25 protein-coding genes are annotated in these 26,645 nt (G+C 71.8%); 11 read left to right on the top strand and 14 right to left on the bottom strand.

Annotated elements, in window-relative coordinates; all coding sequences use genetic code 11:
- Nucleotides 1-14: 14 nt before the first annotated feature.
- From BMW78_RS14115 to BMW78_RS14100, 4 genes are all read right to left on the bottom strand, one after another.
- Nucleotides 15-1,136 (bottom strand): adenosine deaminase, encoded by a 1,122-nt coding sequence (locus BMW78_RS14115; RefSeq protein ID WP_091761435.1) that lies wholly within the window; start codon nt 1,134-1,136, stop codon nt 15-17.
- Between the two features lie 104 nt (nt 1,137-1,240).
- The gene (locus BMW78_RS14110; RefSeq protein ID WP_091761107.1) at nt 1,241-1,600 is read right to left on the bottom strand and encodes a cupin domain-containing protein; all 360 of its coding nucleotides are present in this window, start codon (nt 1,598-1,600) and stop codon (nt 1,241-1,243) included.
- 9 nt (nt 1,601-1,609) lie between these two features.
- On the bottom strand, nt 1,610-2,671 hold the full coding sequence (locus tag BMW78_RS14105; protein WP_091761104.1) for a sensor histidine kinase: 1,062 nt from the start codon (nt 2,669-2,671) through the stop codon (nt 1,610-1,612).
- Nucleotides 2,668-3,504 (bottom strand): response regulator transcription factor, encoded by an 837-nt coding sequence (locus BMW78_RS14100; RefSeq protein WP_091761103.1) that lies wholly within the window; start codon nt 3,502-3,504, stop codon nt 2,668-2,670. The genes BMW78_RS14105 and BMW78_RS14100 overlap by 4 nt, the downstream gene beginning before the upstream one ends.
- Before the next feature lie 133 nt (nt 3,505-3,637).
- Here BMW78_RS14100 and BMW78_RS14095 point away from each other — a divergent pair, with 133 nt between their 5' ends.
- The 3 genes from BMW78_RS14095 to BMW78_RS14085 all read left to right on the top strand — a co-directional run bounded on the left by BMW78_RS14095 (nt 3,638) and on the right by BMW78_RS14085 (nt 5,885).
- Nucleotides 3,638-4,099 (top strand): hypothetical protein, encoded by a 462-nt coding sequence (locus BMW78_RS14095; protein ID WP_091761101.1) that lies wholly within the window; start codon nt 3,638-3,640, stop codon nt 4,097-4,099.
- A 157-nt stretch (nt 4,100-4,256) separates the two neighbouring features.
- Entirely contained in the window at nt 4,257-4,856 is a 600-nt protein-coding gene (locus BMW78_RS14090; RefSeq protein WP_091761099.1) for a TetR/AcrR family transcriptional regulator, read from the top strand.
- Nucleotides 4,857-4,973: 117 nt separating this feature from the next.
- Nucleotides 4,974-5,885, top strand: a complete 912-nt coding sequence (locus BMW78_RS14085) for an alpha/beta fold hydrolase (protein WP_177180399.1) — start codon at nt 4,974-4,976, stop codon at nt 5,883-5,885.
- Here the strand turns inward: BMW78_RS14085 and BMW78_RS14080 are convergent.
- Entirely contained in the window at nt 5,866-7,155 is a 1,290-nt protein-coding gene (locus BMW78_RS14080; protein ID WP_091761433.1) for a thymidine phosphorylase, read from the bottom strand. The genes BMW78_RS14085 and BMW78_RS14080 overlap by 20 nt on opposite strands.
- 58 nt (nt 7,156-7,213) lie before the next feature.
- Here BMW78_RS14080 and BMW78_RS14075 point away from each other — a divergent pair, with 58 nt between their 5' ends.
- A complete protein-coding gene (locus tag BMW78_RS14075) occupies nt 7,214-8,749 on the top strand; it encodes an SDR family oxidoreductase (protein WP_091761095.1) in 1,536 nt (511 codons plus the stop codon).
- Nucleotides 8,750-8,768: 19 nt separating this feature from the next.
- Here BMW78_RS14075 and BMW78_RS14070 read toward each other — a convergent pair whose 3' ends face one another.
- The 8 genes from BMW78_RS14070 to BMW78_RS14035 all read right to left on the bottom strand — a co-directional run bounded on the left by BMW78_RS14070 (nt 8,769) and on the right by BMW78_RS14035 (nt 18,092).
- Entirely contained in the window at nt 8,769-9,206 is a 438-nt protein-coding gene (locus tag BMW78_RS14070; RefSeq protein ID WP_281247089.1) for a cytidine deaminase, read from the bottom strand.
- 11 nt (nt 9,207-9,217) lie between these two features.
- Nucleotides 9,218-10,489, bottom strand: a complete 1,272-nt coding sequence (locus tag BMW78_RS21045; protein WP_091761090.1) for an ABC transporter permease — start codon at nt 10,487-10,489, stop codon at nt 9,218-9,220.
- Complete coding sequence (locus tag BMW78_RS14060) at nt 10,486-11,604, bottom strand: ABC transporter permease (RefSeq protein WP_091761088.1); 1,119 nt, start codon at nt 11,602-11,604, stop codon at nt 10,486-10,488. The genes BMW78_RS21045 and BMW78_RS14060 overlap by 4 nt, the downstream gene beginning before the upstream one ends.
- Nucleotides 11,601-13,223 (bottom strand): ABC transporter ATP-binding protein, encoded by a 1,623-nt coding sequence (locus BMW78_RS14055; RefSeq protein WP_091761085.1) that lies wholly within the window; start codon nt 13,221-13,223, stop codon nt 11,601-11,603. The genes BMW78_RS14060 and BMW78_RS14055 overlap by 4 nt, the downstream gene beginning before the upstream one ends.
- Before the next feature lie 146 nt (nt 13,224-13,369).
- Nucleotides 13,370-14,425 (bottom strand): BMP family lipoprotein, encoded by a 1,056-nt coding sequence (locus BMW78_RS14050; RefSeq protein ID WP_091761082.1) that lies wholly within the window; start codon nt 14,423-14,425, stop codon nt 13,370-13,372.
- A 215-nt stretch (nt 14,426-14,640) separates the two neighbouring features.
- Nucleotides 14,641-15,864 (bottom strand): amidohydrolase, encoded by a 1,224-nt coding sequence (locus tag BMW78_RS14045; RefSeq protein ID WP_091761079.1) that lies wholly within the window; start codon nt 15,862-15,864, stop codon nt 14,641-14,643.
- 78 nt (nt 15,865-15,942) lie between these two features.
- On the bottom strand, nt 15,943-17,535 hold the full coding sequence (locus tag BMW78_RS14040; protein WP_091761076.1) for an acyl-CoA mutase large subunit family protein: 1,593 nt from the start codon (nt 17,533-17,535) through the stop codon (nt 15,943-15,945).
- A gap of 74 nt (nt 17,536-17,609) precedes the next feature.
- Nucleotides 17,610-18,092, bottom strand: a complete 483-nt coding sequence (locus BMW78_RS14035) for a GbsR/MarR family transcriptional regulator (protein WP_091761072.1) — start codon at nt 18,090-18,092, stop codon at nt 17,610-17,612.
- Nucleotides 18,093-18,145: 53 nt separating this feature from the next.
- Here BMW78_RS14035 and BMW78_RS14030 point away from each other — a divergent pair, with 53 nt between their 5' ends.
- Together BMW78_RS14030 and BMW78_RS14025 are read left to right on the top strand one after the other, a co-directional pair.
- A complete protein-coding gene (locus tag BMW78_RS14030; protein WP_091761069.1) occupies nt 18,146-19,084 on the top strand; it encodes an ABC transporter ATP-binding protein in 939 nt (312 codons plus the stop codon).
- Entirely contained in the window at nt 19,081-20,667 is a 1,587-nt protein-coding gene (locus BMW78_RS14025) for an ABC transporter permease (RefSeq protein ID WP_091761066.1), read from the top strand. The genes BMW78_RS14030 and BMW78_RS14025 overlap by 4 nt, the downstream gene beginning before the upstream one ends.
- A 23-nt stretch (nt 20,668-20,690) precedes the next feature.
- On the opposite strand, the gene BMW78_RS14020 is transcribed toward BMW78_RS14025, so the two are convergent.
- The gene (locus tag BMW78_RS14020) at nt 20,691-21,773 is read right to left on the bottom strand and encodes a mannose-1-phosphate guanylyltransferase (protein ID WP_091761063.1); all 1,083 of its coding nucleotides are present in this window, start codon (nt 21,771-21,773) and stop codon (nt 20,691-20,693) included.
- A 170-nt stretch (nt 21,774-21,943) separates the two neighbouring features.
- Between BMW78_RS14020 and BMW78_RS14015 the strand changes: the two genes are divergently transcribed.
- The 5 genes from BMW78_RS14015 (at nt 21,944) to BMW78_RS13995 (ending at nt 26,644) form a co-directional block, all read left to right on the top strand.
- Complete coding sequence (locus BMW78_RS14015; RefSeq protein WP_091761431.1) at nt 21,944-23,080, top strand: glycosyltransferase family 4 protein; 1,137 nt, start codon at nt 21,944-21,946, stop codon at nt 23,078-23,080.
- 169 nt (nt 23,081-23,249) lie between these two features.
- Complete coding sequence (sdhC, locus tag BMW78_RS14010) at nt 23,250-23,630, top strand: succinate dehydrogenase, cytochrome b556 subunit (protein WP_091761059.1); 381 nt, start codon at nt 23,250-23,252, stop codon at nt 23,628-23,630.
- A 14-nt stretch (nt 23,631-23,644) separates the two neighbouring features.
- Nucleotides 23,645-24,097, top strand: coding sequence for a succinate dehydrogenase hydrophobic membrane anchor subunit (locus BMW78_RS14005; RefSeq protein ID WP_091761056.1), 453 nt, complete (start codon nt 23,645-23,647; stop codon nt 24,095-24,097).
- A 13-nt stretch (nt 24,098-24,110) separates the two neighbouring features.
- Nucleotides 24,111-25,886 (top strand): succinate dehydrogenase flavoprotein subunit, encoded by a 1,776-nt coding sequence (gene sdhA / locus BMW78_RS14000; protein ID WP_091761053.1) that lies wholly within the window; start codon nt 24,111-24,113, stop codon nt 25,884-25,886.
- A complete protein-coding gene (locus BMW78_RS13995) occupies nt 25,886-26,644 on the top strand; it encodes a succinate dehydrogenase iron-sulfur subunit (RefSeq protein WP_091761048.1) in 759 nt (252 codons plus the stop codon). Before sdhA ends, BMW78_RS13995 begins: the two co-directional genes overlap by 1 nt.
- Nucleotide 26,645: the final 1 nt, after the last annotated feature.

Below are 26,645 nucleotides of genomic sequence, written 5' to 3'. Positions count from 1 at the left end.
GCGCCCCTGACCGCTCAGTCGAGCAGCTTCGCGTAGCCCGGCTTGACGACCTCCTCGATGATCGCCAGCCGCTCGTCGAACGGGATGAACGCCGACTTCATCGCGTTGATGGTGACCCAGCGCAGGTCCTCGAGGGTCCAGCCCGCCTCACCGACCAGCAGGCCCATCTCGCGCGACATGCTGGTGCCGCTCATCAGCCGGTTGTCGGTGTTGACGGTGACCCGGAAGCGCAGCCGCTTCAGCAGCGAGATCGGGTGCAGCGCAACGGAGTCCGCGGCACCCGTCTGCACGTTGCTGCTCGGGCACATCTCCAGCGGGATGCGCATGTCCCTGACGTATGCCGCGAGGCGGCCGAGGTGCACCTCGCCCGGTTCGGCGGCGATCGCCGCCGCGACGTCGTCCCCGAACGCGCGGTCGCGCACCATGATGTCGTCGACGATGCGCACGCCGTGGCCGAGCCGGTCGGCGCCGCACCACTGGATCGCCTCCCAGATGCTCGGCAGCCCGAACGCCTCACCGGCGTGGATGGTGAAGTGGGCGTTCTCGCGGCGCAGGTACTCGAACGCGTCGAGGTGGCGGGTGGGCGGGAACCCGGCCTCGGCGCCCGCGATGTCGAAACCGGCCACGCCCTCGTCGCGGTAGCGGACCGCCAGCTCGGCGATCTCGGTGCTCTTGGCGGCGTGCCGCATCGCGGTCAGCAGCGCGGTGACCCGGATCGGGTGCCCCACCTCGGCGGCCAGCCCCTCGCCCTCGCGGAAGCCGGCGTTGACGGCCTCGATGACGTCCTCGAGCTGCAGGCCGGCCTCGAGGTGCTGCTCGGGGGCGTAGCGGCTCTCGGCGTAGACGACGCCGTCCTCGGCGAGGTCGAGCACGCACTCGCGGGCCACCCGGCGCAGGCCCTCGGTCGTCTGCATGACGGCGAGGGTGTGGTCGAAGGTCTTGAGGTAGCGCTCGAGCGAGCCCGAGTCGGCGCTCTCGAGGAACCACGTCCCGAGGGACTCGGCGTCGGACGCCGGCAGCGCGGCATACCCGACCTCGTCGGCGATCTCGAGGATGGTCTGCGGCCGCACACCACCGTCGAGGTGGTCGTGCAGCAGCGCCTTGGGCGCCTGCTTGATCTTCTCCGCGAGAGTCAGCTCGCCCCTGCCCTGTTGCCCGGCGACAGCGCCGGCCCCGGTCTGGTCGTCGGCGGTCGAACCGCCCTCCTGCGCCTGGCCGTCGCCATCGCGGCGTCCCCAGATCACGCCTCGTCCTCGCGGTTGACCGTCTCGGGCGAGAACGCGGGCAGGCACACGGCGACGTACTCGGCGCCCTCGGGGCCGCAGGAGTAGCGCACCCGCTCCCCCGCCGACGTGATGATCGACTGGCCGGCCGCAACCGTCGTCGGGCCGCCGTCGTGGTCGACGACGACCTCGCCCTTGAGCACCAAGGTGATCTCGTCGAACTGCGGCGTCTGCGCGGGCTCCTCCCACCCGGGCGGAGCCACCATGTGCGCGACCGAGACCGCCTCGGTGCCGCTGTTCACCCGGCCGACGTGCTCGTTGATGATCTTCCCGCCGGGGACGGGGATGGAGGTCGGTGAGCTGATCAGACGTGGCATGGGCAAACCCTAGCCGGGGCTCGTCGACGCCACCGGCAGCCGGAGGGTGAAGCGGCACCCCGGCGGCTCGTTCGCCACCTCCGCCGTGCCGCCGTGGGCGGTGGCGACGCCGCGGACGATGGCCAAGCCGAGGCCTGCCCCGCCGCCGTCCTGGGGCGACCGGTCCTCCGGCGACCGCGACGCCGCCGCACGCCAGCCCGGCTCGAACACCCGGCCCAGCGCCTCCTGGGCGATGCCACCGCAGCCGTCGCGCACGACGACGGTCGCCGCGGCGGCGCCACCGGCCCGGCCAGCAGGCTCGAGCTGCACCGCTACCCGGACGTCGCCGCCGGCGGGTGTGTGACGCAGCGCGTTGACGACGAGGTTGCCCACCGCGCGGCCGACCTCTCCGGGGTCGACGTCGGCCGGCACGGGCCCCTCGGCCCCGCCGCTCAGCCGGACGCCTCGCGCGTCGGCCAGCGGCTGGGCCCACGCCACGACGTCGGAGACCACGTCGGCCAGGCTGACCCGCTGCACCCGCAGCCGCAGGGTCGGTGACTGGAGCCGCGACAGCGCAAGCAGGTCGTCGACCATCGAGCTCATCCGGGCCACCTCGGCGCGCATCCGCGCGAGGTACTCCGCCGGGTCGGGCGCGACGCCGTCCTGAAGCGCCTCGGTCACCGCCTGCATCCCGGCCAGGGGCGTGCGCAGGTCGTGCGAGACCCAGGTCACCAGCTCCCTGCGTCGCTCCTCCACCTGGCGGTCGCGGTCGCGTTCGGCCGCCTCGCGGGCCCGTGCCCGGGCCAGGTCCTGCACCCGCAACGCGGTGGCCGCCCCGAGCACGGCGGCCACCGGCAGGGCGGCGAGCAGCACGAGCAGCACCGTGTTGGACTCGCGCTCGGTCAGCAGCATCGCGCGGGCGCTGGCGTAGACGCCGGCGGCCAGCGAGAGCACCACGACCAGGGGCGCCGTCGCGGCCGCCCACGCCGGACGCACGCGGGCCAGCCTCACCACGACCACCGCGCCGAGCAGCCCCGTCGCGGCGGCGACCAGGGCCGAGAGCAGGACGGCCTGCACCTCGACGCTGTTCATGGCGAGTGCGGCGACTCGGCCGAGTCCGCCGAGTCGGGCGACGGAGCCGCGGGGTCGGGCGACGGCACCGCGTCCGCCGAGGCCGCTGCGTCGGGCGACGACACCGGGTCCCAGCGGTAGCCGACCCCGAAGACGGTTACGAGGCGCGTCGGCGTCGACGGGTCGGCCTCGACCTTCTCCCTCAGCCGCCGGACGTGCACGGTGACGGTCGACTGGTCGCCGTACTCCCAGCCCCAGACCGAGCGCATGAGCTCCTCGCGGGCGAAGGCCTGGCCCGGGTGGGCCAGCAGCCACGCGAGCAGCTCGAACTCCCGTGTCGTCAACGACAGCTCGCGACCACCGAGGGTGGCGCGGTGGGCCAGCCGGTCAAGCAGCAGGTCACCGTCCGCGAGCCCGGCCCCGGCGGGCGGCACCGGGCTCGGCGCCAGACCTGCCGCCGGGCGCATCGTGCGCCGGAGCACCGACTGGAGCCGCAGCACCAGCTCGCGAGGACTGAACGGCTTGGTCACGTAGTCGTCGGCACCGACCTCTAGCCCGAGGACGCGGTCCTCCTCCTCGCCGCGCGCGGTCAGCATCACGACCGGGAGGTCGGGGCGCTCGAGCCGCAGCCGTCGGCACACCTCGAGCCCGTCGATGCCCGGCAGCATGAGGTCGAGCACCACCGCGTCGGGTGGTTCGGCGGCCGCTGCCGCCAACCCCGAGGGGCCGTCGCCCGCACGTCGCGCCTCCAGCCCCGCCGCCTCGAGGTAGGCCACGACCACCTCCGACACGGTGGCGTCGTCGTCGATCACCAGGACCCGGGCCACCTGCTCAGGATAGGTGGGCAGACGCATGCCGCGGGCGCTCCTGCGCCCACGTCACGACCCTGTAAGAACCGGGTAATCCCGCTGTCATGGAGTGCGGCCCCGAGCACCAGTTGAATCGAGGAGAGCCGACCACCGGGGTCGGCAGTGGAGGTGAAAACCCATGGCCCTCAAGCGTTTCCTCACCATCGGCGCCGTTGCGACCGCAGCCCTCGGCGGCCTCGTCGCAGGATCGTCCGCGGCTCCGGCAGCCGGCGTCTCCGGCCCGGCGTTCTACGTCGACCACGTGCTGTACCGCACGGTCGCCACCCCGACCGACCTCACCGGCACCGGGGCGCCGGACCAGTCCTGGGACACCATCTACAGCTTCGGGTCGGCGCAGCGCAGCGTCGCGACCGCCGCCCCCGGCGACCCGGGCTTCAACGGCGGACGCTGGCAGGTGCACGCGGTCGGCCTCCCGCACGGGTATGCCGCGGCGCTCGCCTCCGGCGACCTCGACCACGACGGCGTCCTCGACGCCGCCAACGAGGTGTATGCCGCCATGGCCGCCGGTGACGCCGCCGACCTCGGCGTCGTGAAGCTGTTCGTCTGCACCGTCAACAAGGTGCCGGCCAGCCAGGCGTGACGGCCGGATGGCGTCCCCGTCGGTGGGCGGGCGCGCCGCCTCCTTCTGCTCGACCCCCGCGACGACGATCGTGGGGGTCGAGCCGAACCCGCCACCTCGCGCGAAAGGCACAGCGGGGGCCTTGTCACTCACGAACGGTCGTGCTTTTATTGGCCGCATGCGCAAAGGCGAGGTGACCCGCGAGACGGTGCTGCGCGAGGCGTTGGCCCAGGCCAGCCGCGTCGGGCTGCGCGGGATCACCATCGGCTCCCTCGCCGACTCGCTGGAGATGTCCAAGAGCGGGCTCTTCGCCCACTTCCGCTCCAAGGAGGCCCTCCAGGAGGCGGTGCTCGACCACGCCGCCCAGGCGTTCGGGCGGCTGGTCGTCCAACCTGCGCTCCAGCAGCCGCGCGGGGAGCCGCGCCTGCGCGCGGTGTTCGAGCGCTGGCTCGGCTGGGACGGCGACGCCGACTACGCCCAGCCGGGCGGGTGCATCTTCATCACCGTCACCACGGAGTTCGACGACGAGCCCGACAGCCCGGTGCGTGACCACATCGTGCGCACGCAGCGCGACCTGCTCGACAGCATCGAGACGATGGTGCGGGCCGGCGTCGCCGACGGTCACTTCCGCGAGGACACCGACGCCGGGCAGGTGGCGCACGAGCTGTACGGCATCGTGCTCGCCCACCACTTCGCCGCCCGCATGATGCGCGACCCCGAGGCATCGGCGCGCACCCACGCGGCTTTCGAGCACCTGCTCGCCACCATCCGCAGCTGACCTTTCTCCCCGGACGGAGCATCCATGGCGCCAGAAAAAAGCACGATCGATCGTATTGACTCGCCCCTGGCGCCACCGTCCGTGCCGCCACCGTCGGTGACACCACCGTCCGTGCCGGTGCCGGCCGTCGTGGCACAGGCGGTACGTGCCGTCCACCGGGTCTCACCGCGAGCCGCCGGACGCCTCGCAGCCGACCTGTGGTTCCGCCTGCCACCCCGGGCAAGCGCGCAGCGGCGGGCGCGCCACCAACCCCCTGGCGGGGAGCCGTTCACGCTCCAGTGGGCGGGCGGCTCCGTCTCGGGACGGAGGTTCGGCAGCAAAGGTGCGCCGACGGCATACCTCGTGCACGGCTGGGGCGGTTGGTGGCAGCAGCTCGGTGCCTTCGTGCCACCCCTGCTCGAGGCGGACTTCCAGGTGGTGGCGTTCGACGGGCCGAGCCACGGCGACTCCGGGCCGGGCCGGTTCGGCCCGCGCTCGACGTCCCTCGTCGAGCTGGCCGAGTCGCTCTCCGCCGTCGTCGAGGCCCACGGCCCGGCCGAGGTGGTCGTGACCCACTCGGTCGGGGGCGCGGCGACCCTGCACGCCCACGAGCTCGGCCTGCAGCCGGGGCGCCTCGTCCTGGTCGCGCCGCCGGTGGCCATGACGCCCATCCTGCGGTGGTTCGCGGGCGGGCTCGGCCTCGGCGGGGACGCCGTGCGGCACCTCCTGACCCGCGCCGAGGACCGCGTCGGGTGGCCGCTCGACCACTTCGACGCCGTGGCCATGACGCGGCGCCGCTCAGGGCAGCCGCCGCTGCTGCTCGTGCACGACCGCGACGACGTCGAGACCCCCGCCCGCGGCTCGCAGTCCCTGGCGGAGGTGTGGCCGGCAGCCGAGCTGCTGCTCACCGAGGGACTCGGCCATCGGCGGGTCCTGTGGGACCCCGAGGTGGTGGAGCGGGCCGTCGCCTTCGCGACAGGGCGCGGGACTGCCGGCTCCGACGAGGAACCGGCCGCGTCGACGCTGCGGGTCAGCCCACGCGGTCGATGACGAGCGGCAGCAGGTCGGGCCGCGAGCCCTCGGGCGCGATGGTGAACGCGCCGTCGAGCACCTCGAGGGCGCGCTCGAACCTCTCCGGGGTGTCGGTGTGCAGCGTGAGCAGCCGCTCCCCCGCGCGGACGCTGGCACCCGGCTTGTACTGCATCTCGACGCCGGCGCCGGCCTGCACCGGGTCCTCCTTGCGGGCGCGCCCGGCGCCGAGACGCCAGGCCGCGACGCCGACCTTGTAGGCGTCGAGCTGGGTGAGCACGCCGTCGGCCGGCACGAGCACCTCGTGGGTCTCGCGCGCGGTCGGCAGCGCGGCGTCGGGGTCACCGCCCTGCGCGCGGATCATCGCCTTCCAGACGTCCATGGCTCGGCCGTCCTTGAGGGCGTCGGCCGGGTCGGCGTCGTCCTTGCCGGCCGCGGCGAGCATCTCGCGGGCCAGCGTGACCGTCAGCTCCACGACGTCCTCGGGGCCGCCACCGGCGAGCACCTCGACGGACTCGCGCACCTCGAGGGCGTTGCCCGCGGTGAGGCCGAGCGGGGTCTGCATGTTGGTCAGCAGCGCCACGGTCTTGACGCCCGCGTCGGTGCCGAGGTCGACCATCGTGCGGGCCAGCTCGCGCGCGTCGTCGACGTTCTTCATGAATGCGCCGCTGCCGACCTTGACGTCGAGCACCAGGGCGCCGGTGCCCTCGGCGATCTTCTTGCTCATGATCGAGGAGGCGATGAGCGGGATGGCCTCGACGGTGCCGGTGACGTCGCGCAGCGCGTAGAGCTTCTTGTCCGCGGGAGCGAGGCCCGCGCCGGCGGCGCAGATGACGGCGCCGACGTCCTCGAGCTGGCGCATCATCGCCTCGTTGCTGAGCGCGGCCTGCCAGCCGGGCACGGACTCGAGCTTGTCGAGCGTGCCGCCGGTGTGGCCGAGCCCGCGCCCGGAGAGCTGCGGCACCGCCACACCGCACGCCGCCACGAGCGGGGCCAGCGGCAGCGTGATCTTGTCGCCCACGCCGCCGGTGGAGTGCTTGTCGGCGGTCGCTCGCGAGAGCGAGGAGAAGTCCATCCGCTCACCGCTGTCGATCATCGCCTGCGTCCAGCGGGCGATCTCGCGCCGGTTCATGCCGTTGAGCAGGATGGCCATCGCGAGCGAGCTCATCTGCTCGTCGGCGACGACCCCGCGGGTGTAGGCGTCGATGACCCAGTCGATCTGCCCGTCGGACAGCTCTCCCTTGTCGCGCTTGGTGGTGATGACGTCGACCGCATCGAATGACTCGCTCACGAGGCACAGCATCCCAGATGGCCGCGCGACTCCGTGACGGGTGGCGCAGACTGGCGGCATGGCTGCGACGTCCCCCTCGCCGAAGCTCGTCCTCGTCAGCGGGGTCACCGGTTACATCGGTGGCCGCCTCGTCCCCGAGCTGCTCAAGGCCGGGTATGCCGTGCGCGCCATGGCGCGGCGCCCCGAGCGCCTGCGCGACCAGCCCTGGCGCGAGGCCGAGGGCGTCGAGGTGGTCAAGGGCGACGCGTCCGACGCCGACTCGCTCGCGTCGGCCATGGAGGGCGTCGACGTCGCCTACTACCTCATCCACTCCCTCGGCACGGGTCCCGACTTCGCCGCCCGAGACCGGCACACGGCGCGCACCTTCGCCGAAGCCGCGCGCCGCGCGGGCGTCGGCCGCATCGTCTACCTCGGCGGCCTCTACCCCGGCGGCGAGCGGCTCTCCGAGCACCTCGCGTCGCGCAAGGAGGTGGGCGACATCCTGCTCGCCAGCGGTGTCCCGGCCACCGTGCTGCAGGCCGCCGTCATCCTCGGCTCCGGCTCGGCGTCGTTCGAGATGCTGCGCTACCTCACCGAGCGGCTGCCGGTCATGGTGACGCCCAAGTGGCTGGGCAGCCGCATCCAGCCCATCGCGGTCCGCGACGTGCTCCTCTACCTCGTCGGGTCGGCGTCGATGCCGGCCGACGTCAACCGCGCCTTCGACATCGGCGGACCCGACGTGCTCACCTACCGCGAGATGATGCAACGGTATGCCGCGGTGGCCGGCCTGAAGCCGCGCCGCATCATCCCCACGCCGCTGCTCAGCCCCTCGCTGTCGAGCCACTGGGTCGGGCTCGTTACGCCGGTGCCCAACAGCATCGCGCGACCGCTGGTCGACTCGCTCGTGCACGACGTGGTCTGCGAGGAGCACGACATCGCGCGGTACGTGCCCGACCCGCCCGAGGGCCTCGTCGGGTTCGACCGGGCCGTCGAGCTGGCGCTCACCAAGGTCCGCGACCTCGACGTCGCCACCCGGTGGTCGTCGGCGGTGCCCCTCGGCGCCCCCAGCGACCCGCTGCCCAGCGACCCCGACTGGGCGGGCGGCTCCCTCTACACCGACGACCGCTCGTCGGTGGTGCGGGCCAGCCGTGAGGCCCTGTGGTCGGTCATCGAGGGCATCGGCGGCGACAACGGCTGGTACTCCTGGCGGCTGGGCTGGGTCGCCCGCGGCCTGATGGACCGGCTCTTCGGCGGTCCCGGGCTGCGCCGCGGCCGGCGCCACCCGCAGGACCTGGCGGTCGGGGACGCGCTCGACTGGTGGCGCGTGGAGGAGATCGAGGACCTCCACCTGCTGCGGCTGCGGGCCGAGATGCGCCTGCCCGGTCTGGCCTGGCTCGAGCTCATCGCCGAGGAGGACCAGCAGGGCCGCACCGTCTTCCGGCAGCGGGCGCTGTTCCACCCGCGCGGGCTGGCCGGGCACGCCTACTGGGCGGCGGTGTACCCCTTCCACGGCATCGTGTTCGGGGGCATGCAGAAGAACATCGCCAAGGCCGCCGAGGAGGCCGAGCGCTCGGGCGCCCAAGCCCGGTGGCGCCCGTCCCGCAAGGCTTCCTGAGACCAGGGTCTGCGGGACCTCAGGCCGGCGTTCCCTGCCCGCGGGCGGCCGCCGCCTCGAGGTCCTCGAGGCCGAAGGCCTGCGGCAGCACTTCGCTCATCGGCAGCACGCCCTTCGGGGTCATCAGCAGGCAGTCCGGGCCGCCGTGCTCCCACAGCAGCTGGCGGCACCGCCCGCACGGCATCAGCGCCTGGCCGTCACCACCCACGCACGACACGGCGACCAGCCGGCCGCCACCGCTCGCGTGCAGGTGCGAGACCATGCCGCACTCGGCGCACAGCGCGACGCCGTAGGCCGCGTTCTCGACGTTGCAGCCCACGACCACCCGGCCGTCGTCGACCAGGCCGGCCACGCCGACGGGGAACTTCGAGTAGGGCGCGTAGGCCTTGCGCATGACGGCGACCGCCTGCGCCTGGAGGGCGTCCCAGTCCACTGACGCAACGGAGGCGGCTGGCACGGCCTCCCCCGTCACGACGCCTCGCCCTTGCGGTAGACCTGGCCGTCCGCGGCCGGCATGCGCAGGCGCTGGGACGCGAACGCGAGCACCAACAGGGTGGTGACGTAGGGCGTCATACCGGTGAGCTCGGCCGGCACCGTCTCGGTCAGGGCGTACCAGAGTCCTGTGAGCACACCGACGACGATGGCGATGCCGCCCTGCACCGGGTTGTGGCGCTTGACGATCTGCCAGACGCCGATGGCGAGCAGGATGATGGCGAACAGCAACAGGAAGGCGTGCACGGTCTCGCCGCCACCGCGCAGCTGCAGGGCGTCGGTGTAGCCGAACAGGCCCGACCCGGCCAGCAGGCCGCCGGGGCGCCAGTTGCCGAAGATCATGGCCGCCAGGCCGATGAAGCCGCGGCCGCCCGTCTGGCCGTCACGGTAGATGTTGGCCGCCACCAGCGAGAGGTAGCCGCCACCCAGGCCGGCCAGGCCACCGGAGATGAGCACCGCGAGGAACTTGTAACGGATGACGTTGACGCCGAGCGTCTCGGCCGCCACCGGCGACTCACCGCAGGAGCGCAGCCGGAGGCCGAAGGCGGTGCGCCACAGCACCCAGTACGTGCCGATGAAGAGGAGGACGGCCAGGATCGTCAGCACCGACACATCGGTGCACAGCGCCCGCAGCACCGAGGCGACGTCGGAGACGAAGAACCACTGCTTCTTCTCGATGGTGCCGAGCGCGTCGGAGAGTCCCGGGATGGTGATCGTCGGAAGGTTGGGCAGCGGCGGCGACTGCGTCGGGCCGCCGCCCTTCAGGCCGGAGAAGAAGCGGGCCGCGAGGTACTTCGCCGCACCGAGGCCGATGATGTTGAGCGCGACACCGGAGACGATGTGGTCGACGCCGAAGATCACGGTGGCCACGGCGTGGATGAGACCCCCGAGGACGCCGCCGACGATCGCGCCGACGATGCCCATCCAGGCGCCCGCGTGGATGGCGAAGAAGGCACCGAACCAGGTCCCGAGGATCATCATTCCCTCGAGGCCGATGTTGACGACACCCGCCCGCTCCGACCACAGGCCACCCAGGCCCGCCAGGGCGATCGGCACGGCGAGGCCGACCGCCGCTGACAGCGCCCCCGAAGAGTCGATGTCCTCGGCGCCGGTGACGATCCGCAGCAGCGAGACGACGGCGATCGCACCGGCAACGACCATCGCCCACTGGGCGGGCGTGAAACGCTGGCGACCGGTTCGCGGGGTGGTGACCGGCTGGGTTCCGACCTCGAGTCCAGCGGCGCTCATGCCGAGGCTCCTTGGGTTGCGGGGGTGGACGGTGACTGGGCGGCGAGCTCGCGCGCGACCCGGTTCTGCTCGAGCCGGAGGTCCGCACGGCGGATCAGCTCGTAGGCGATGACCACGGCGAAGAGGATGACGCCCTGGATGATGTTGACCAGCTCCGGCGCCACGCCTGCGCGGATCTGCAGACCGTTCGACTGCTGGTCCAGGTAGGCCCACAGCAGCGAGGCGAACGCGATCCCGATGGCGTTGTTGCGACCGAGCAGCGCGATGCCGATGCCGGCGAAGCCGAGCCCGGCCTGGAAGGTGGTGCCGTACTGGTAGTCCTGGCCGAACAGCAGCGGCATGCCGACGAGGCCTGCGAGGGCACCCGAGGCGATCATGGCGGTCATCACCATGCGGGGCACCTTGACCCCGCTCGCGACGGCGGCCGACTCGCTGCGGCCCGTGGCCCTGAGGTCGAAGCCGAAGCGGGTCTTGCCCAGCACGAACCAGTAGGCGACCCCGACCAGGATCGCCAGGAGCACGAGCGTGTAGACGCGGTTGCTGGCGTTGGGGATGAGGGCGAAGCCGTCGAGGCGCGACGACTCCGGGATCAGCTTGGTGCCGATCGCGTTGCTGCCCTTCTCCTGGCTGGAGACCTTGAGCAGCAGCCACTGCACCAGTCCGGTGGCAATGGCGTTCAACATGATCGTCGAGATCACCTCGGACACCCCGCGGCGCACCTTCAGCCAGGCCGCGATGGAGGCCCAGAGGCCACCCGCAACCATCGCCACGACGAGGGTGAGCAGCACGTTCAGCGGGCCGGGCAGCCAAGCCTGGCCGGCGAAGAGCGCACCGGCGAAGGCGGCGACCCGGTACTGCCCGTCGACGCCGATGTTGAACAGGTTCATCCGGAAGCCGACCGCCACGGCGATGGCCGAGAGGTAGAGCACGCTGGCACTGTTGACGATGTTCACCACCTGGCGGGGCCGTGGCGCACCCAGGAGCGTCTTCCACACCTCCGCCACGGGGTCACCGACGGCCCAGAGGATCAGTGACGTGATGACGAACGCCACGAGCAGGGCCAGGACCGGCGCAGCGACCGACAGCAGTATCCGGCGAGGCTGGAACGTCCTCATCGGTGGTCTCCTTCGTGGCTGGTGTCACCGGTCGGTCGCCCGGTCGCCGGCCGGTCGGTGGTGGATGCCGTGTCCGCCGCCGCGCCCGTCATCGCCGCACCGAGCTCCTCGCTGGTCACCGTGTCGGGGTCGAACGGTCCGGTGAGCCGGCCACGCAGGATGACCTGGATGGTGTCCGACAGGCCGATCAGCTCCTCGAGGTCAGCCGAGATCAACAGCACGGCCAGGCCCTTGGCCCTGGCGTGTCGCATGAGGTCCCAGATGCTTGCCTGGGCGCCGACGTCGACGCCGCGCGTGGGGTGGGCGGCGACGAGCACCTTGGGGTCGTGGCTCATCTCGCGCCCGACGATGAGCTTCTGCTGGTTGCCGCCGGAGAGCGACGCGGCGGTCACGTAGACGGAGGGCGTGCGTACGTCGTACTCCCGGACGATGCGCTCGGTGTCGGCGCGCGCACCGGACGCGTTGATGAGCGGGCCACGCACGTTGGGCGCCTCGGTCTGGTGGCCGAGGATCCGGTTCTCCCAGAGCGGGGCCTCGAGCAGGAGACCGTGGCGCTGCCGGTCCTCGGGGATGTAGGCCACCCCCGCCTCCCGGATCTCGCGGACGTCCCAGTCGGAGATGTCGGTGTCCTCCAGGACCACCTGGCCGGAGGTGGGCTCGCGCATCCCCATGATCACCTCGACGAGCTCGGCCTGGCCGTTGCCCTCCACCCCAGCGATGCCGAGCACCTCGCCGGCATGGATCGTGAAGGAGATGTCGTCGAGCAGAGGACGTCCTTCGGTGCCCTGGAGGCTGAGTCCCGAGACCCGAAGGACGGGACGGTCGGTGACGGTCGACTCCTCGGTGCTCGGGGACGGCAGCTCGGAGCCGACCATGAGCTCGGCGAGCTGCCGGGCGTTGACGCTGCTCGGGTCGACGGTGTCGATCGTGGTGCCCCGGCGGATGACCGTGATGGAGTCGGCGACCTTCAGCACCTCGTCCAGCTTGTGCGAGATGAAGAGGACCGTGAGGCCCTCCTTCTTCAGCTCCCGGAGGTTGTCGAAGAGCTCGTCGACCTCCTGTGGCACGAGCACGGCGGTGGGCTCGTCGAGGATGAGGATCTTTGCACCGCGGTAGAGGACCTTGAGAATCTCCACCCGCTGGCGAGCTCCGACGCCGAGGTCGGCGACGAGGGCGTCGGCGTCGACGTCGAGGCCGTAGTCGTCCGAGATCCGCCGGATCTCCTCGCGGGCGGCGTTGCCGATGCCGTGCATCGACTCGGCCCCGAGGACGACGTTCTCGAGGATCGTCAGGTTGTCGGCCAGCATGAAGTGCTGGAACACCATGCCGATGCCGGCGCGGATGGCATCCGCCGGAGTATGGAGGTTCACGGGCTGGCCGTTGACCTTGATGCTGCCCTCGTCGGGTCGCTGGACGCCGTAGAGGATCTTCATCAGCGTCGACTTGCCCGCACCGTTCTCCCCCACGATCGCGTGCACGGTGCCCCGGCGGACCGAGAAGGCGATGTCCTTGTTGGCGACGACGCCGGGGAAGCGCTTGGTGATGCCTTCGAGCTCGACGGCGAGGTCGCCGACACCGGCCGCAGCCGGGCTTTGCGTGGAGGAAGCGATGACGCACACTCCTGGTCTGGCCCGCGGTGGTGCGCGGGGAGGTTGTCAGGCTGGCGGCGGTCAGGCAAGCACCGTCTCGCCGCAGTGGTGGCGGGCGACGAAGGGCCCGGGTGGCACGTTACCGCGCCGCCCGGGCCCTGTCCGTCAGCCTCAGGTCACGGGGTGGTGGGAACCGTGATCTTGCCGTCGATGATCTGCTTCTTGTAGTCGTCGAGCTTGGCCTTGATGTCGTCGATCTTGCCGCCGGTGGTGGAGTAGTCCACACCGCCCGACTTGAGGTCGTAGACCTTGTTGCCGCTCAGCTCCTTGCCCTCGGTGGCCGACTTGATGAAGTCGAAGACGCCGACGTCGACCTTCTTGATCATCGAGGTGATGATGACGTCCTTGACGTCCGCGGGGGCCGTCAGGGCCTGGTCGGAGTCGACGCCGATCGCCATGGCGTTCGCCGCCTTGGCCGCCGTGAAGACGCCACCGCCGGAGCCACCGGCCGCGTGGTAGACCACGTCCGCGCCGCTCTGGTACATCCCCTCGGCCGCGGTCTTGCCCTTCGCCGGGTCGGCGAAGCCGGAGAAGTCCGGCGGCTGGGTGAGGTACTTGATCTGGATCTTGATGTCCTTGTTGACGGCCTTGGCGCCCGCGACGTAGCCGGCCTCGAACTTCTTGATCAGCGGGGTGTTCACACCACCGACGAAGCCGATGTTGCCCGCCTTCGACTTGAGCGCGGCAGCCGCGCCGACGATGAACGAGCCCTCGTTCTCGGCGAAGGTGATCTGGTCGACGTTCGGGCCCTTGGAGTCCGCCGAGGCGTCGTCCACGATCGCGAAGTGGGCGTCCGGGTTGTCCTTGGCCGCCTTGCCCACGGACTTGGCGTACGCGAAGCCGACGGCGACGATGTGGGTGTAGCCGGCGTCGACGAGCTGCTGCAGGCGCTCCTCGCGGGCCGCCTCGTTCTCGCCGTTGACGGCCGCGGCCTCCTTGACCTCGACTCCCAGCTCGCTCTTGGCCTTGTCCAGGCCGGCGGCGGCGGAGTCGTTGAACGACTGGTCGCCACGACCGCCGACGTCGTAGGCCATGCCCACCTTGATGGTCTTCTTTGCTCCTGCGGACGAGGTGGACCCGCCACCGCTGCTCGTCCCGCCGGAGTCACCGCAGGCGGCGAGTGCCAGCGCAGCGGCCGACATGACCGCCGCAACCTTGATCGTGTGACGCAAGGCGTTCTCCTGTTCTAGGTCTTGGAGGAGGCACGCGCTGCACTCCCGCGTCAGGACAATAGCCGTCCACGCTGTGAGACTCGGACGCCTTCGGGAAACCCGGCTGAACTGTTACGAATCCGCGACTGTATGGACGAGGTCAGGAGAGGGTCAGCGACAGGTCAGGGAGAGCCGGCCAGGACAGACGGCCAGGACAGACGTTCAGGAGACTTCGGTCAGGACTCCGTGGTGCCGGGGTCGCCCGACGCCGCCGCCTTGATGACGTCGGCCACGACCGCGCCGGCCAGCAGCCGCGCCCCGGCGGCCACCGCCCCCTCGTCGACGACCAGGTCGCCCTGGTGCAGGTCATAGGTGCGGCCCCCCGGGGTGCGGGTGCCGAGCCGCGCCATGGCCCCCGGCACGGAGGTGAGGTACCACGCGAAGTCCTCGCCGCCGAGGGACTGCGGCGTCGGCACCGGTTCGAGCCCTCCCCCGACGCACGACTGGCGCAGCACGTCGACGGCGTCGGGGTGGTTGACCACCGGCGGCACGCCGGGCACGTGCTCGAGGCGGGCGGTCACGGCATACGGGCTGACGACGGCGTGCACCACCTGCTCGAGGAGGGGGCCCACGCTCTTCCATGCCTCGGCGTCGAGCATGCGCAGCGTGCCGGCGACGATGCCCGAGGAGGGGATGACGTTGCTGGCCATGCCGGCCCGCACCTCGCCCCACACCAGGGCCAGCCCCGACCGGGGGTCGAGCCGCCGCGAGAGCACGGCGGGAACCTCGGTGATCACCTTCGCGAGCGCGAAGGTGAGGTCCTCGGTCAGGTGCGGGCGGGAGGTGTGGCCGCCGCGCCCGCTGAGGTGCACGGTGACGCGGTCGGAGGCCGCCGTGATCGGGCCCTCGCGCAGGCCGACCCGGCCGACCTCGATGCTGGGGTCGCAGTGCACGGCGAAGACGGCGTCGACGCCCTCCATGCCGCCCTGCTCCAGGACGTCGATCGCACCACCGGGGATGACCTCCTCGGCGGGCTGGAAGATCAGGCGCGCGGCGACGCCCTGCTCGCGCAGCCGCTCCTCCTGCGCCCGCAGCGCGAGCCCGGCTCCGAGCACCGAGGTCACGTGCACGTCGTGCCCGCACGCGTGGCACACCCCGTAGTTGGTCGAGGCCCACTCCAGGTTCGTCCGCTCCCGCACCGGCAGGGCGTCGAGGTCGGCGCGCAGCGCCACCCGGTATGCCGGCTGCTCGGCGCCGATGTCCGCGACGAGCCCGGTGCCGGCCAGCGGCCGCACGCGCACGCCGGCGGCGGCCAGCCGCTGGCTGACCACCATGGTCGTGCGGGTCTCCTCGCGGGAGAGCTCGGGGTGGGCGTGCAGGTCGCGGCGGATCTCGACGAGCTCGGGCAGGAGGGGGTCGACGCTGCCGACCACGGCGGACAGGAGGGAGTTGTCAGTCATCTCAGGGCGAACTGTACCCGCGCGCCCGCAGACCGACCGGCTGCGAAGCTGCAGACGTCCAGAAGAAGGTGCGGCAGGTCAGAAGCTGTCGCGCGGGACGTAGAGGCCCCACACGTCGCGCAGCGCGTGGCTGACCTCGCCGCCGGTGGCGCGCAGCCGCAGCGCCTCCTTCATCGGGTAGAGGAGGTTGTCGGTGCCCCGGGCCGCCTCGCGCACGGCCTCGAGCGCCCGCTCGACGGCCTCGTTGTCACGCTCGGCGCGCAGCGCGGCGAGCCGCTCGCACTGGTCGGCTTCGATCTGCGGGTCGACGCGCAGCGGCTCGTAGGGCTCCTCCTCCTTGAGCGTGAACCGGTTGACGCCGACGACGGTGCGCTCGTTGTGGTCGATCTCGAGCGCGATCCGGTAGGCCGACCGCTCGATCTCCGACTTCTGGAAGCCCTGCTCGATCGCGGCCACCGCTCCCCCGCGGTCCTCGACCGCCTGGATCAGCTCGAGCGCCGCGGCCTCCAGGTCGTCGGTCATCGACTCGACGACGTAGGAGCCGGCGAACGGGTCGACCGTCTTGGTCACGTCGGTCTCGTAGGCGATGACCTGCTGGGTGCGCAGCGCGAGGCGGGCGGCCTTCGTCGTCGGCAGCGCGATGGCCTCGTCGTAGGAGTTGGTGTGCAGCGACTGGGTGCCGCCGAGCACCGCGCCGAGGCCCTGGAGGGCGACGCGCACGAGGTTGACCTCGGGCTGCTGGGCGGTGAGCTGCACGCCGGCGGTCTGGGTGTGGAAGCGCAGCATCTGCGACTTCGGGTTCTTGGCGCCGAACTCGTCCCTCATGATCTTGGCCCAGATGCGCCGGGCCGCGCGGAACTTCGCGACCTCCTCGAGCAGCGTGGTGCGGGCGACGAAGAAGAACGACAGGCGCGGCCCGAAGTCGTCGACGTCGAGGCCGGCGGCGACCGCGGCCCGGACGTACTCCTTGGCGTTGGCGAGGGTGAAGGCGATCTCCTGCGCGGGCGTCGCCCCGGCCTCGGCCATGTGGTAGCCGCTGATGGAGATGGTGTTCCAGCGCGGCATCTCCTTGGCGCAGTAGGCGAAGATGTCGCTGATCAGGCGCAGCGACTCCTTCGGCGGGTAGATGTAGGTGCCGCGCGCGATGTACTCCTTGAGCACGTCGTTCTGGATCGTGCCGGTGAGCTTGGTGCCGTCGATGCCCTGCTCCTCGGCCACCAGCTGGTACATCAGCAGCAGCGTCGAGGCCGGCGCGTTGATCGTCATCGAGGTCGAGACCTGGTCGAGCGGCAGGTCGTTGAAGAGGGTCCGCATGTCGTCGATGGAGTCGATCGCGACACCGACCTTGCCGACCTCGCCGTGGGAGATCGACTCGTCGGAGTCGTAGCCCATCTGGGTCGGCAGGTCGAAGGCCACGGACAGGCCGCCGGTGCCGTTGTTGACGAGCTCGTGGTAGCGCTCGTTGGACTCCTTGGCGGTGCCGAAGCCGGCGTACTGCCGCATCGTCCACGGGCGGCCGGTGTACATCGTCGGGTACACGCCGCGGGTGTACGGGTACGAGCCCGGCTCCCCGAGCTTCTCCTCCGAGTCGAAGCCCGCGAGCGAGGACGCGTCGTAGACGGGCTGGATGGGGAGGTTCGACTCGCTCTGCGCGGACTGTGCTTCGGCCATGGGCCGAAGACTAGTGGCGAGGTATGCCGCGTGCTCCCGGCCCGTGGCCAACCTCACCACCCCAGCCGGCGAGCTCAGCCGGTGAGCTCGGCCCGCCGCTTCTCCCAGCGCCTGGCGACGCCCTCGAACTCCTCGGTGAGGAAGTCGAGGAACTCGGCCGACAGGGCCAGCCGCCTCCCGGCCGTGGTTCGCTTCCCGCCGACCACGTCGACGCCCTCGGCGAGGACGGCACGCAGCGGCTGGTAGACCTGCCCGGCGCTGATGACGGCGTCGTGCCAGGCGTCGTCGGCGACGACGTAGAGGTCGCGCCGGGTACCGGGCTGCCGCTCACGGTGGATCATCCGAACCTGCTGCAGGTAGCGGACGGCACCGGACACCGAGGCCGGGCTGACCTCGAGCACCTCGCCGAGCTCCGCGGCGGTCATCGCACCGTCGTCGTCCGCGAGCAGGCAGGCGAAGACGCGAGCGGGCAGCCGCGGCATACCGGCTGCGGTGAGCGCGGAGCCGAACCGCTCCACGAACCGGGCAGGGGCCGGTGCGACACGACGGGAGCTCATGACTGTCACTTTAAAGCATTCAGATTCTTTTGAAGAATGCGTATCGTGAACGCATGACCACAGTCATCGAGACCCGGGGGCTGCGCAAGACCTTCGGGACGACCGTTGCCCTCGACTCGCTCGACCTGACCGTCCGCCAGGGCGAGATCCACGGCTTCCTCGGCCCCAACGGCGCCGGCAAGTCGACCACCATCCGCGTCCTGCTCGGCCTGATCCGCGCCGACGGCGGCACGGCGACCCTGCTGGGCCGCGACCCGTGGAGCGACGCCACCGAGCTGCACCGGCAGCTGGCCTACGTGCCCGGCGACGTCGCCCTGTGGCCGAACCTCACCGGCGGCGAGGTGATCGACCTCCTCGGCCGGCTGCGCGGAGGCCTCGACGAGCGCCGGCGCGCCGAGCTGCTCGAGGCCTTCGAGCTCGACCCGACCAAGAAGGGGCGCTCCTACTCCAAGGGCAACCGGCAGAAGGTCGCGCTCGTCGCCGCCCTGGCCTCGGACGTGCCGCTGCTCCTCCTCGACGAGCCGACCTCCGGCCTCGACCCGCTCATGGAGAAGGTCTTCGAGCGCTACGCGACGGCCGCGCGCGACGAGGGACGCACCGTGCTGCTCTCGAGCCACATCCTGTCCGAGGTGGAGGCGACGGCCGACCACGTGAGCATCGTGCGGGCCGGCCGGATCGTCGACTCCGGCAGCCTCGCCGACCTGCGACACATGACCAGGTCGACGGTCGACGCCACGCTCGCCCGCCCCCTGCCGCCGGCCGAGGTGGAGCAGTGGCCGGGCGTGCACACCGTGCGCCAGGACCGCGACCGGCTGGTGCTCTCGGTCGACACGAGCGCCGTGGGCGACGTCGTGGGCCGCCTCGGCCCCCACGGCATCGAGGCGCTGACCTGCCAGCCGCCGACCCTCGAGGAGCTCTTCCTCTCGCAGTACCGCGACGAGCTCACGGGGGAACCAGGGGCAGCCCCGGCGGAGGCCGAGGTCTCGGCATGAGCACCTTCGCCGGCACCGGTGCCCTGCTGCGGCTCGCCTGGCGGCGTGACCGCTGGGTGGTCACCTCCGCGGTGCTCGCCATGGCGGCCATGGCCTACGCCGCCATGGCGGCCACCCTCGACCTGTACCCCAGCGACGCCGAGGCGGCCGCGGGCGCTCGCCTCATGGCCGCGACTCCCTCGGTGGCGGCCCTCTACGGCCCACTCCCCTCGCTCACCGCAGCCGGGGTCGGGGTGCTCAAGACGATCATGATGGGCAGCCTGTTCGCCGCCTTCCTCGCCTTCGCCCTCGTGCGTCGCCACACCCGCACCGAGGAGGAGGAAGGACGCCTCGAGCTCGTCGGCGGCGGTGTGGTGGGACGAAGGGCGCCGCTGGCGGCCGCCGTGTCGCTGGCGGTGCTGTCGGTGCTCGCGACCGGGGCGCTGAGCGCGCTCGCACTCCTGCCCACCGGCGTCGACCCGGTCGGCTCGGTCGCACTGGGGGTCACCATCGTCGTCGCCGGTCTCGTCATGACCGGCATCACCGCCGTGGCGGTGCAGCTCACCACGACCACGCGCGGCGCCGGGGGCGTTGCCCTCGCCGTGCTGGGGCTCGCCTTCGTGGTGCGCGCCGGGGCCGACACCTCCGAGAGCGGGCAGGACCTCGTCTACGCCTCGTTCCTCGGCTGGGCCGAGCGGGTCAGCCCCTTCGGGGACAACCGGCTGTGGATGGTGCTGCCGGCCCTCGCCGTCACCGCCGCGCTGCTCGTCGCCGCCGACGTGCTGCTCCAGCGCCGTGACCTTGGCGCCGGCCTGTGGGCCTCCCGACCCGGTCCCGCCCGCGCCGGCGCGCGGCTCGGCAGCCCCTTCGGGCTCGCCTGGCGGCTGCACCGCGGCGCCCTGCTCGGGTGGACGATCGCGTACGCCGTGCTGGGCTCGGTGGTCGGCAGCCTCGCCGCCTCGGTCTCCGACATCGCGAGCAGCCCGGGCATGGAGCAGATGCTGCGCAAGATGAGCGGCGGTCAGGGGTCGGTGCTCGACGCGTTCTTCGGCACCGAGCTGCGCTTCCTCGCCGTCGGCGTCGCCGCCTACGGCATCACGACCGCCCTGCGGTTGCACTCCGAGGAGGACGCCGGTCGGGCAGAGGTCGTGCTCGCGACCCGGGTCACCCGGTGGAGCTGGCTCGCCAGCCACGTCACCATCGCGATGGGAGGGGCGCTGTGGCTGCTCTTCGTCGGCGGCCTGAGCGCCGGGGCCGCGGCCGGAGCGGTGAGCCCGACCGGGGTGGGCGAGCTCCTGCCGGCTGCGCTGGCCACAGCACCCGCGGTGCTGGTGTGCGTGGGCCTCACGGTGGCGCTGTTCGGCCTGCTGCCGCGCTGGACGCCCGCGGCCTGGGGGCTGCTGGCAGCCTTCCTGCTGCTCGGTGAGTTCGGCGCCCTGCTCGAGCTGCCCGACTGGGCGCTCGGCCTCTCGCCGTTCGACCACCTCGGCAGCCTGCCTGGCGGCGACGCCAACCCGACCGGGCTGGCGGTGCTGCTGGTCCTCGCCGCCGCGGTCACGGCCCTGGGCGCCGTCACCTTCCGGCGGCGCGACCTCGCCACCTGAGCGAAGCGCGGAACCAGGCAGGATCAGACCAGCTCGTCGAGCCCCTCGGCCTTGAGCGCGTCGACGACCGCCTTGACGTCCTGGGCCCGCTGTCGCGTGGTGACCAGCACGGCGTCCGGGGTGTCGACGACCACGATGTCCTCGAGGCCGACGACGGCGACGTGGCGACCAGAGGCGGGCACCACGATGCCCGTCGCGTCGAGCGCGCGGACGAGCGCCTCGTCGCCCAGCACCCGCACCTCACCGGTGTCAGCGGCGCGGGGCAGCAGCGTCGCCAACGAGTGGAAGTCGCCGACGTCGTCCCAGCCGAAGGAACCCGGGACGACCGCCACCCTCCCCTGGTCGGCGGCGGGCTCGGCCACCGCGTGGTCGATGGCGATCTTCTCCAGGTCGGCCCACCGCTCTGGGAGCAGCGAGGGGTCGGCGGCGATCTCCCGCAGCCCCGCCGCGAGCGCCGGGTGCCAGGTCGCCAGCAGGTCGAGCAGCACCGTGGCGCGGACGACGAACATGCCGGCGTTCCAACGGAACCGGCCACTGGCGACGTACTCGGCGGCCCGCCGCGCGTCCGGCTTCTCCACGAACTGCCCGACCAGGCAGGCGGGCCCGTCGCCGAGCACCTCTCCCATGCGGATGTAGCCGAAGCCGGTGGCCGGGTGGGTGGGCTCGATGCCGATGGTCACGAGGTAACCCTGGTCCGCGACCACGACGGCGTCGCGAACGCAGCGGCGGAACGCCTCCGGGTCCGTGATGACGTGGTCGGCGGCGAAGGAGCCGAGCAGTGCCTCGGGGTCACGGCGCTCGAGCATCGCGGCGGCCAGGCCGATGGCGGCCATCGAGTCGCGCGGCGACGGCTCGGCCAGCAGCTGCTCGGCCGGCAGCCCGGGCAGCTGGTCCCGCACCGCGTCGGCGTGGGCGGTGCCGGTGACGACCACGACCCGGTCCCCCACCAGCGGCTCCAGACGGTCCCAGGTGCCCTGCAGCAGCGACCGCCCGGTGCCGGTGAGGTCCTTGAGGAACTTCGGGGAGGCGGCGCGCGACAGGGGCCAGAGACGCGTGCCCGCGCCACCGGCCGGGATCACCGCCCAGAAGCGGTCGAGGCAAGACATGCGCGGAACGCTACCGGGCGGGCTCGCCCCCGGCGGCCGGTTGGGGTCAGGGCAGGTCCAGCGAGCGGCGCCCGGACGCACCGCCTGCCACCCCACTCGTCACCCGCCGGCCACTCCCCCTCCTCGGTCAGGTCGGGTCCCGCTCACCGGCGGCGAGCACCGTGGTGGCCGTGCGCGTGGCGATCGTGACCGAGTCGTTCCTGCCCAGCGTCAACGGCGTGACGACGAGTGTCTGCCGGGTGGTCGAGTGCCTCCACCGGGCGGGGCACGAGGTGATGGTGGTCGCCCCTCGCCCGGCGCCGCGCAGCTTCGCGGGGTGCCCGGTGCACGCGGTCGCCTCGGTGCCCGTCCGTCAGTTCCCCGTCGGCCTGCCGACCGCCGAGATGGAGCGCCTGCTGCCCTCGTTCGCACCCGATGTCGTGCACGTCGCCTCACCGTTCGTCCTCGGCGCCGCCGCCGTCGTCGCCGCGAACCGGTGCGGCCTTCCCGCGGTCGCCGTCTACCAGACCGACATGCCGGGCTACCTGCAGCGCCACGTGCCCGGCCTGGCCGGGCGGGGCGCCGCGCGGACCGCCTGGCGGTGGGTCCGCTGGGTGCACCGGCAGGCGGCGCTGACGCTGGCTCCCTCGACGCCCGCGCTGGCCGACCTGCGGCGCCACGGCATACCCCGCACCGCCCTGTGGGGCCGGGGCGTGGACACCGCGCAGTTCCACCCCGGCTGGCGGGGCGACGCCGGGACGGCAGCCCTTCGCCGCCACCTCTCACCGAACGGCGAGCTGGTGGTCGGCTACGTCGGCCGACTGGCACCCGAGAAGGAGCTGCACCGCCTGGCCGAGCTCGCCGGCCTGCCGCACCTGCGGGTCGCCGTCGTGGGCGACGGGCCGAGCGCCGGGCGCGACCGCCTCACCCTCACGGCCGCCGGCCTCGACACGGTGTTCCTGGGACGCAGGGAGGGCGACGACCTGGCCCGGGCTTACGCCGCCCTCGACGTCTTCGTCCACACCGGGACCCGGGAGACCTTCGGCCAGACGCTCCAGGAGGCGGCGGCCACCGGCCTTCCCGTGGTGGCACCCGCGAGCGGCGGCCCGCTCGACCTCGTGGAGCACGGGCGCAGCGGACTGCTGTTCGACCCAGACCGCGCCGGAGGACTGGCCGAGGCGGTGGCGAGCCTGTACGACGACGCCCTGCGAGCCGGCCTCGCGGCCCGGGGCCGCGCCCTGGTCGCACACCGCTCCTGGCCGTCGCTCGTCGACCAGTTGCTCGCCCACTACGGCAGCCTCACCGCGCCCGCGGCGCGGGCGGCGTGACTGGCTCGGGACGGCATACCCGCTGGTAACCCGATCTGTCTGGTTTCTCACAGGCCCCGCCGGGCGATGCACCTCCGCGGACAGATAATCTGACGGACGAACTACGGCCGCCGTCGTCCAGCACGGACGCCTGCCGCCGTCCACCTCCTCGGCTTGAAAGGGACGCGCAGTGGCCCAGTCAGCTACCGGCACGCTCTACCGTGGCGATCGAGAGGGCATGTGGTCGTGGGTGGCCCACCGGATCAGCGGTGTGCTCATCTTCCTCTTCCTCTTCGCGCACGTGCTCGACACCGCCCTCGTCCGCGTCTCGCCCGACGCCTACAACTCGATCATGGACACCTACAAGAACCCGGTCGTCGGCCTCGGCGAGACCGGTCTCGTGGCGGCGGTGACCTTCCACGCGCTCAACGGCCTCCGCGTCGTCGCGGTGGACTTCTGGTCCAAGGGCCCGCGCCACCAGCGGCAGATGTTCTGGGCCGTCGTCATCGGCTTCGTCGTGCTCTTCGCGCCCTTCGCGATCCGGCACCTGAGCATCGTCTTCTCGCACTGAAAGGGCCTGGTCTCATGACTGCAACCACGAGCGAGCCCGGCCTCCGCCCCGTCCAGAAGTCCCGCTACAAGCGCCGGTCCAAGGGCCGCGGCAACTTCGAGATGTGGTCCTGGGTCTTCATGCGCGGCTCGGGCGTCCTGCTGCTCTTCCTGGTCTTCGGGCACCTGTTCGTCAACCTGATGCTGGGCCAGGGCATCCACGCCATCGACTTCGCATTCGTCGCCGGCAAGTGGTCGAACCCGTTCTGGCAGGTGTGGGACATGCTGATGCTGTGGCTCGCCGAGCTGCACGGCTTCAACGGCGTCCGCACGATCATCAACGACTACACCGAGAAGGACAGCACCCGCTGGGTCCTCAAGACGCTGCTCGTGGTGAGCGCCCTGGTGGTGCTCGTGCTGGGCACCCTGGTGATCTTCACCTTCGACCCGTGCGTCGACCCCGGATCAACCCTCTCGCAGTGCAAGTAAGGAAACGACACTGATGCAGACGCACAAGTACGACGTCGTCATCGTCGGAGCCGGCGGCGCCGGCATGCGCGCGGCGCTGGAGTCCTCCACGCGCGTTCGCACCGCGGTGCTCACCAAGCTCTACCCCACCCGGTCCCACACCGGCGCGGCCCAGGGCGGCATGTGCGCCGCCCTCGCCAACGTCGAGGAGGACAACTGGGAGTGGCACACGTTCGACACCGTCAAGGGCGGCGACTACCTCGTCGACCAGGACGCTGCCGAGGTCATGTGCCGTGAGGCCATCGACGCGGTCATCGACCTCGAGAAGATGGGCCTGCCGTTCAACCGCACGCCCGAGGGCAAGATCGACCAGCGCCGGTTCGGTGGCCACACGCGCAACCACGGCGAGGCCGCCGTCCGTCGCTCGTGCTTCGCCGCCGACCGCACCGGCCACATGATCCTCCAGACGCTCTACCAGAACTGCATCAAGCAGGGCGTCGAGTTCTACAACGAGTTCTACGTGCTCGACCTGCTCCTCACCGACGGCCCGGACGGCGTGCAGCGCACCTCCGGCGTGGTCGCCTACGAGCTGGCGACCGGTGAGATCCACATCTTCCAGGCCAAGTCCGTCGTGTTCGCCACGGGCGGCACCGGCAAGGTCTTCAAGACCACCTCGAACGCGCACACCCTCACCGGTGACGGCATGGGCGTCGTGTTCCGCCGCGGCCTGCCCCTCGAGGACATGGAGTTCTTCCAGTTCCACCCGACGGGCCTCGCCGGCCTCGGCATCCTCCTGTCGGAGGCGGCCCGCGGTGAGGGCGGCATCCTGCGCAACGCCGACGGCGAGCGCTTCATGGAGCGCTACGCCCCCACCATCAAGGACCTCGCGCCGCGCGACATCGTGGCGCGCTCCATGGCCAACGAGGTGCGCGAGGGCCGCGGCGCAGGGCCGAACAAGGACTACGTCCTGCTCGACCTGACCCACCTCGAGCCGGCGCACATCGACGCCAAGCTGCCCGACATCACCGAGTTCGCCCGCACCTACCTCGGCGTCGAGCCCTACACCGAGCCGGTGCCGGTCTACCCGACGGCCCACTACGCGATGGGCGGCGTGCCGACCAACGTCGAGGCCGAGGTGCTGCGCAACAACACCGACGTCGTGCCCGGCCTGTATGCCGCCGGCGAGGTCGCGTGCGTGTCGGTGCACGGCTCGAACCGCCTGGGCACCAACAGCCTGCTCGACATCAACGTCTTCGGCCGTCGCGCCGGCATCGCCGCCGCCGAGTACGCCGCGACCGCCGACTGGGTCGACCTGCCCGAGGCGCCGGAGGCCCTGGTGGTCGGCATGGTCGAGTCGATCCGCAGCCGCTCGACCGGCGAGCGGGTCGCCGACCTGCGCCGCGAGCTGCAGGAGACCATGGACCGCAACGTCCAGGTGTTCCGCACGGAGGCCTCGATGAAGGAGGCCCTCGGCGTCATCGACGAGCTCAAGGAGCGCTACGCCAACGTCGTCGTCCAGGACAAGGGCAAGCGCTACAACACCGACCTGCTCGAGGCCGTCGAGCTCGGCTTCCTCATCGAGCTGGCCGAGGTCATCACCCTCGGCGCCCTGGCCCGCAAGGAGTCGCGCGGCGGCCACTTCCGCGAGGACTACGAGGCTCGTGACGACGTGAACTTCATGCGCCACACCATGGCCTACCGTGCCCCTGTCACCGAGGTCGACAACGGACCGCGCTTCGCCGACGAGGTCCGCCTCGACTACAAGCCGGTGACCGTGACCCGCTACCAGCCGATGGAGCGCAAGTACTGATGACTGCCACTGTCGAAGAGAACACCGAGGCGAAGCCGGGAGCCGTCCCGACCTTCGAGGTCACCCTGCGCATCGAGCGCTACAACCCCGAGGTCGACGACGCACCCCACTTCGAGGACTACCGCGTGACGGTGCACGGCACCGACCGCGTGCTCGACGCCCTGCACCAGATCAAGTGGGACCAGGACGGCTCGCTGAGCTTCCGCCGCTCCTGCGCCCACGGTGTCTGCGGCAGCGACGCCATGCGGATCAACGGCAAGAACCGGCTCGCCTGCAAGACGCTCGTCAAGGACGTCAACCCGGGCAAGCCGATCACCGTCGAGCCGATCAAGGGCCTGCCGGTCGAGAAGGACCTCATCGTCGACATGGAGCCGTTCTTCCAGGCGTACCGCGACGTGATGCCCTTCCTCGTCACCACCGGCAACGAGCCGACGCGCGAGCGCCTGCAGAGCCAGGAGGACCGCGAGCGCTTCGACGACACCACCAAGTGCATCCTGTGCGCCGCGTGCACCACCAGCTGCCCGGTGTTCTGGAACGACGGCCAGTACTTCGGCCCGCAGGCGATCGTCGGCGCGCACCGGTTCATCTTCGACAGCCGCGACGACGGCGCCGCCCAGCGCCTGGAGATCCTCAACGACAAGGAGGGCGTGTGGCGCTGCCGCACGACCTTCAACTGCACCGACGCCTGCCCACGCGGCATCCAGGTGACCAAGGCGATCCAAGAGGTCAAGCGGGCCCTGCTGACCAACAAGTTCTGAG

This window comes from Pedococcus cremeus (assembly GCF_900111375.1).
Lineage (GTDB): Bacteria > Actinomycetota > Actinomycetes > Actinomycetales > Dermatophilaceae > Pedococcus_A > Pedococcus_A cremeus.
Note: the sequence above shows the minus strand (reverse complement) of the source record. Positions and strands in the feature narration are given on the sequence as shown.

What these genes read in the sequence shown, in the direction of transcription:
- BMW78_RS14110 (WP_091761107.1), bottom strand. Translation starts at nt 1,600, where the DNA reads ATGCCACGTCTGATCAGCTCACCGACCTCCATCCCCGTCCCCGGCGGG.
- BMW78_RS14105 (WP_091761104.1), bottom strand. Translation starts at nt 2,671, where the DNA reads ATGAACAGCGTCGAGGTGCAGGCCGTCCTGCTCTCGGCCCTGGTCGCC.
- BMW78_RS14100 (WP_091761103.1), bottom strand. Translation starts at nt 3,504, where the DNA reads ATGCGTCTGCCCACCTATCCTGAGCAGGTGGCCCGGGTCCTGGTGATC.
- BMW78_RS14095 (WP_091761101.1), top strand. Translation starts at nt 3,638, where the DNA reads ATGGCCCTCAAGCGTTTCCTCACCATCGGCGCCGTTGCGACCGCAGCC.
- BMW78_RS14090 (WP_091761099.1), top strand. Translation starts at nt 4,257, where the DNA reads ATGCGCAAAGGCGAGGTGACCCGCGAGACGGTGCTGCGCGAGGCGTTG.
- BMW78_RS14075 (WP_091761095.1), top strand. Translation starts at nt 7,214, where the DNA reads ATGGCTGCGACGTCCCCCTCGCCGAAGCTCGTCCTCGTCAGCGGGGTC.
- BMW78_RS21045 (WP_091761090.1), bottom strand. Translation starts at nt 10,489, where the DNA reads ATGAGCGCCGCTGGACTCGAGGTCGGAACCCAGCCGGTCACCACCCCG.
- BMW78_RS14060 (WP_091761088.1), bottom strand. Translation starts at nt 11,604, where the DNA reads ATGAGGACGTTCCAGCCTCGCCGGATACTGCTGTCGGTCGCTGCGCCG.
- BMW78_RS14045 (WP_091761079.1), bottom strand. Translation starts at nt 15,864, where the DNA reads ATGACTGACAACTCCCTCCTGTCCGCCGTGGTCGGCAGCGTCGACCCC.
- BMW78_RS14040 (WP_091761076.1), bottom strand. Translation starts at nt 17,535, where the DNA reads ATGGCCGAAGCACAGTCCGCGCAGAGCGAGTCGAACCTCCCCATCCAG.
- BMW78_RS14035 (WP_091761072.1), bottom strand. Translation starts at nt 18,092, where the DNA reads ATGAGCTCCCGTCGTGTCGCACCGGCCCCTGCCCGGTTCGTGGAGCGG.
- BMW78_RS14030 (WP_091761069.1), top strand. Translation starts at nt 18,146, where the DNA reads ATGACCACAGTCATCGAGACCCGGGGGCTGCGCAAGACCTTCGGGACG.
- BMW78_RS14025 (WP_091761066.1), top strand. Translation starts at nt 19,081, where the DNA reads ATGAGCACCTTCGCCGGCACCGGTGCCCTGCTGCGGCTCGCCTGGCGG.
- BMW78_RS14020 (WP_091761063.1), bottom strand. Translation starts at nt 21,773, where the DNA reads ATGTCTTGCCTCGACCGCTTCTGGGCGGTGATCCCGGCCGGTGGCGCG.
- BMW78_RS14005 (WP_091761056.1), top strand. Translation starts at nt 23,645, where the DNA reads ATGACTGCAACCACGAGCGAGCCCGGCCTCCGCCCCGTCCAGAAGTCC.
- sdhA (WP_091761053.1), top strand. Translation starts at nt 24,111, where the DNA reads ATGCAGACGCACAAGTACGACGTCGTCATCGTCGGAGCCGGCGGCGCC.
- BMW78_RS13995 (WP_091761048.1), top strand. Translation starts at nt 25,886, where the DNA reads ATGACTGCCACTGTCGAAGAGAACACCGAGGCGAAGCCGGGAGCCGTC.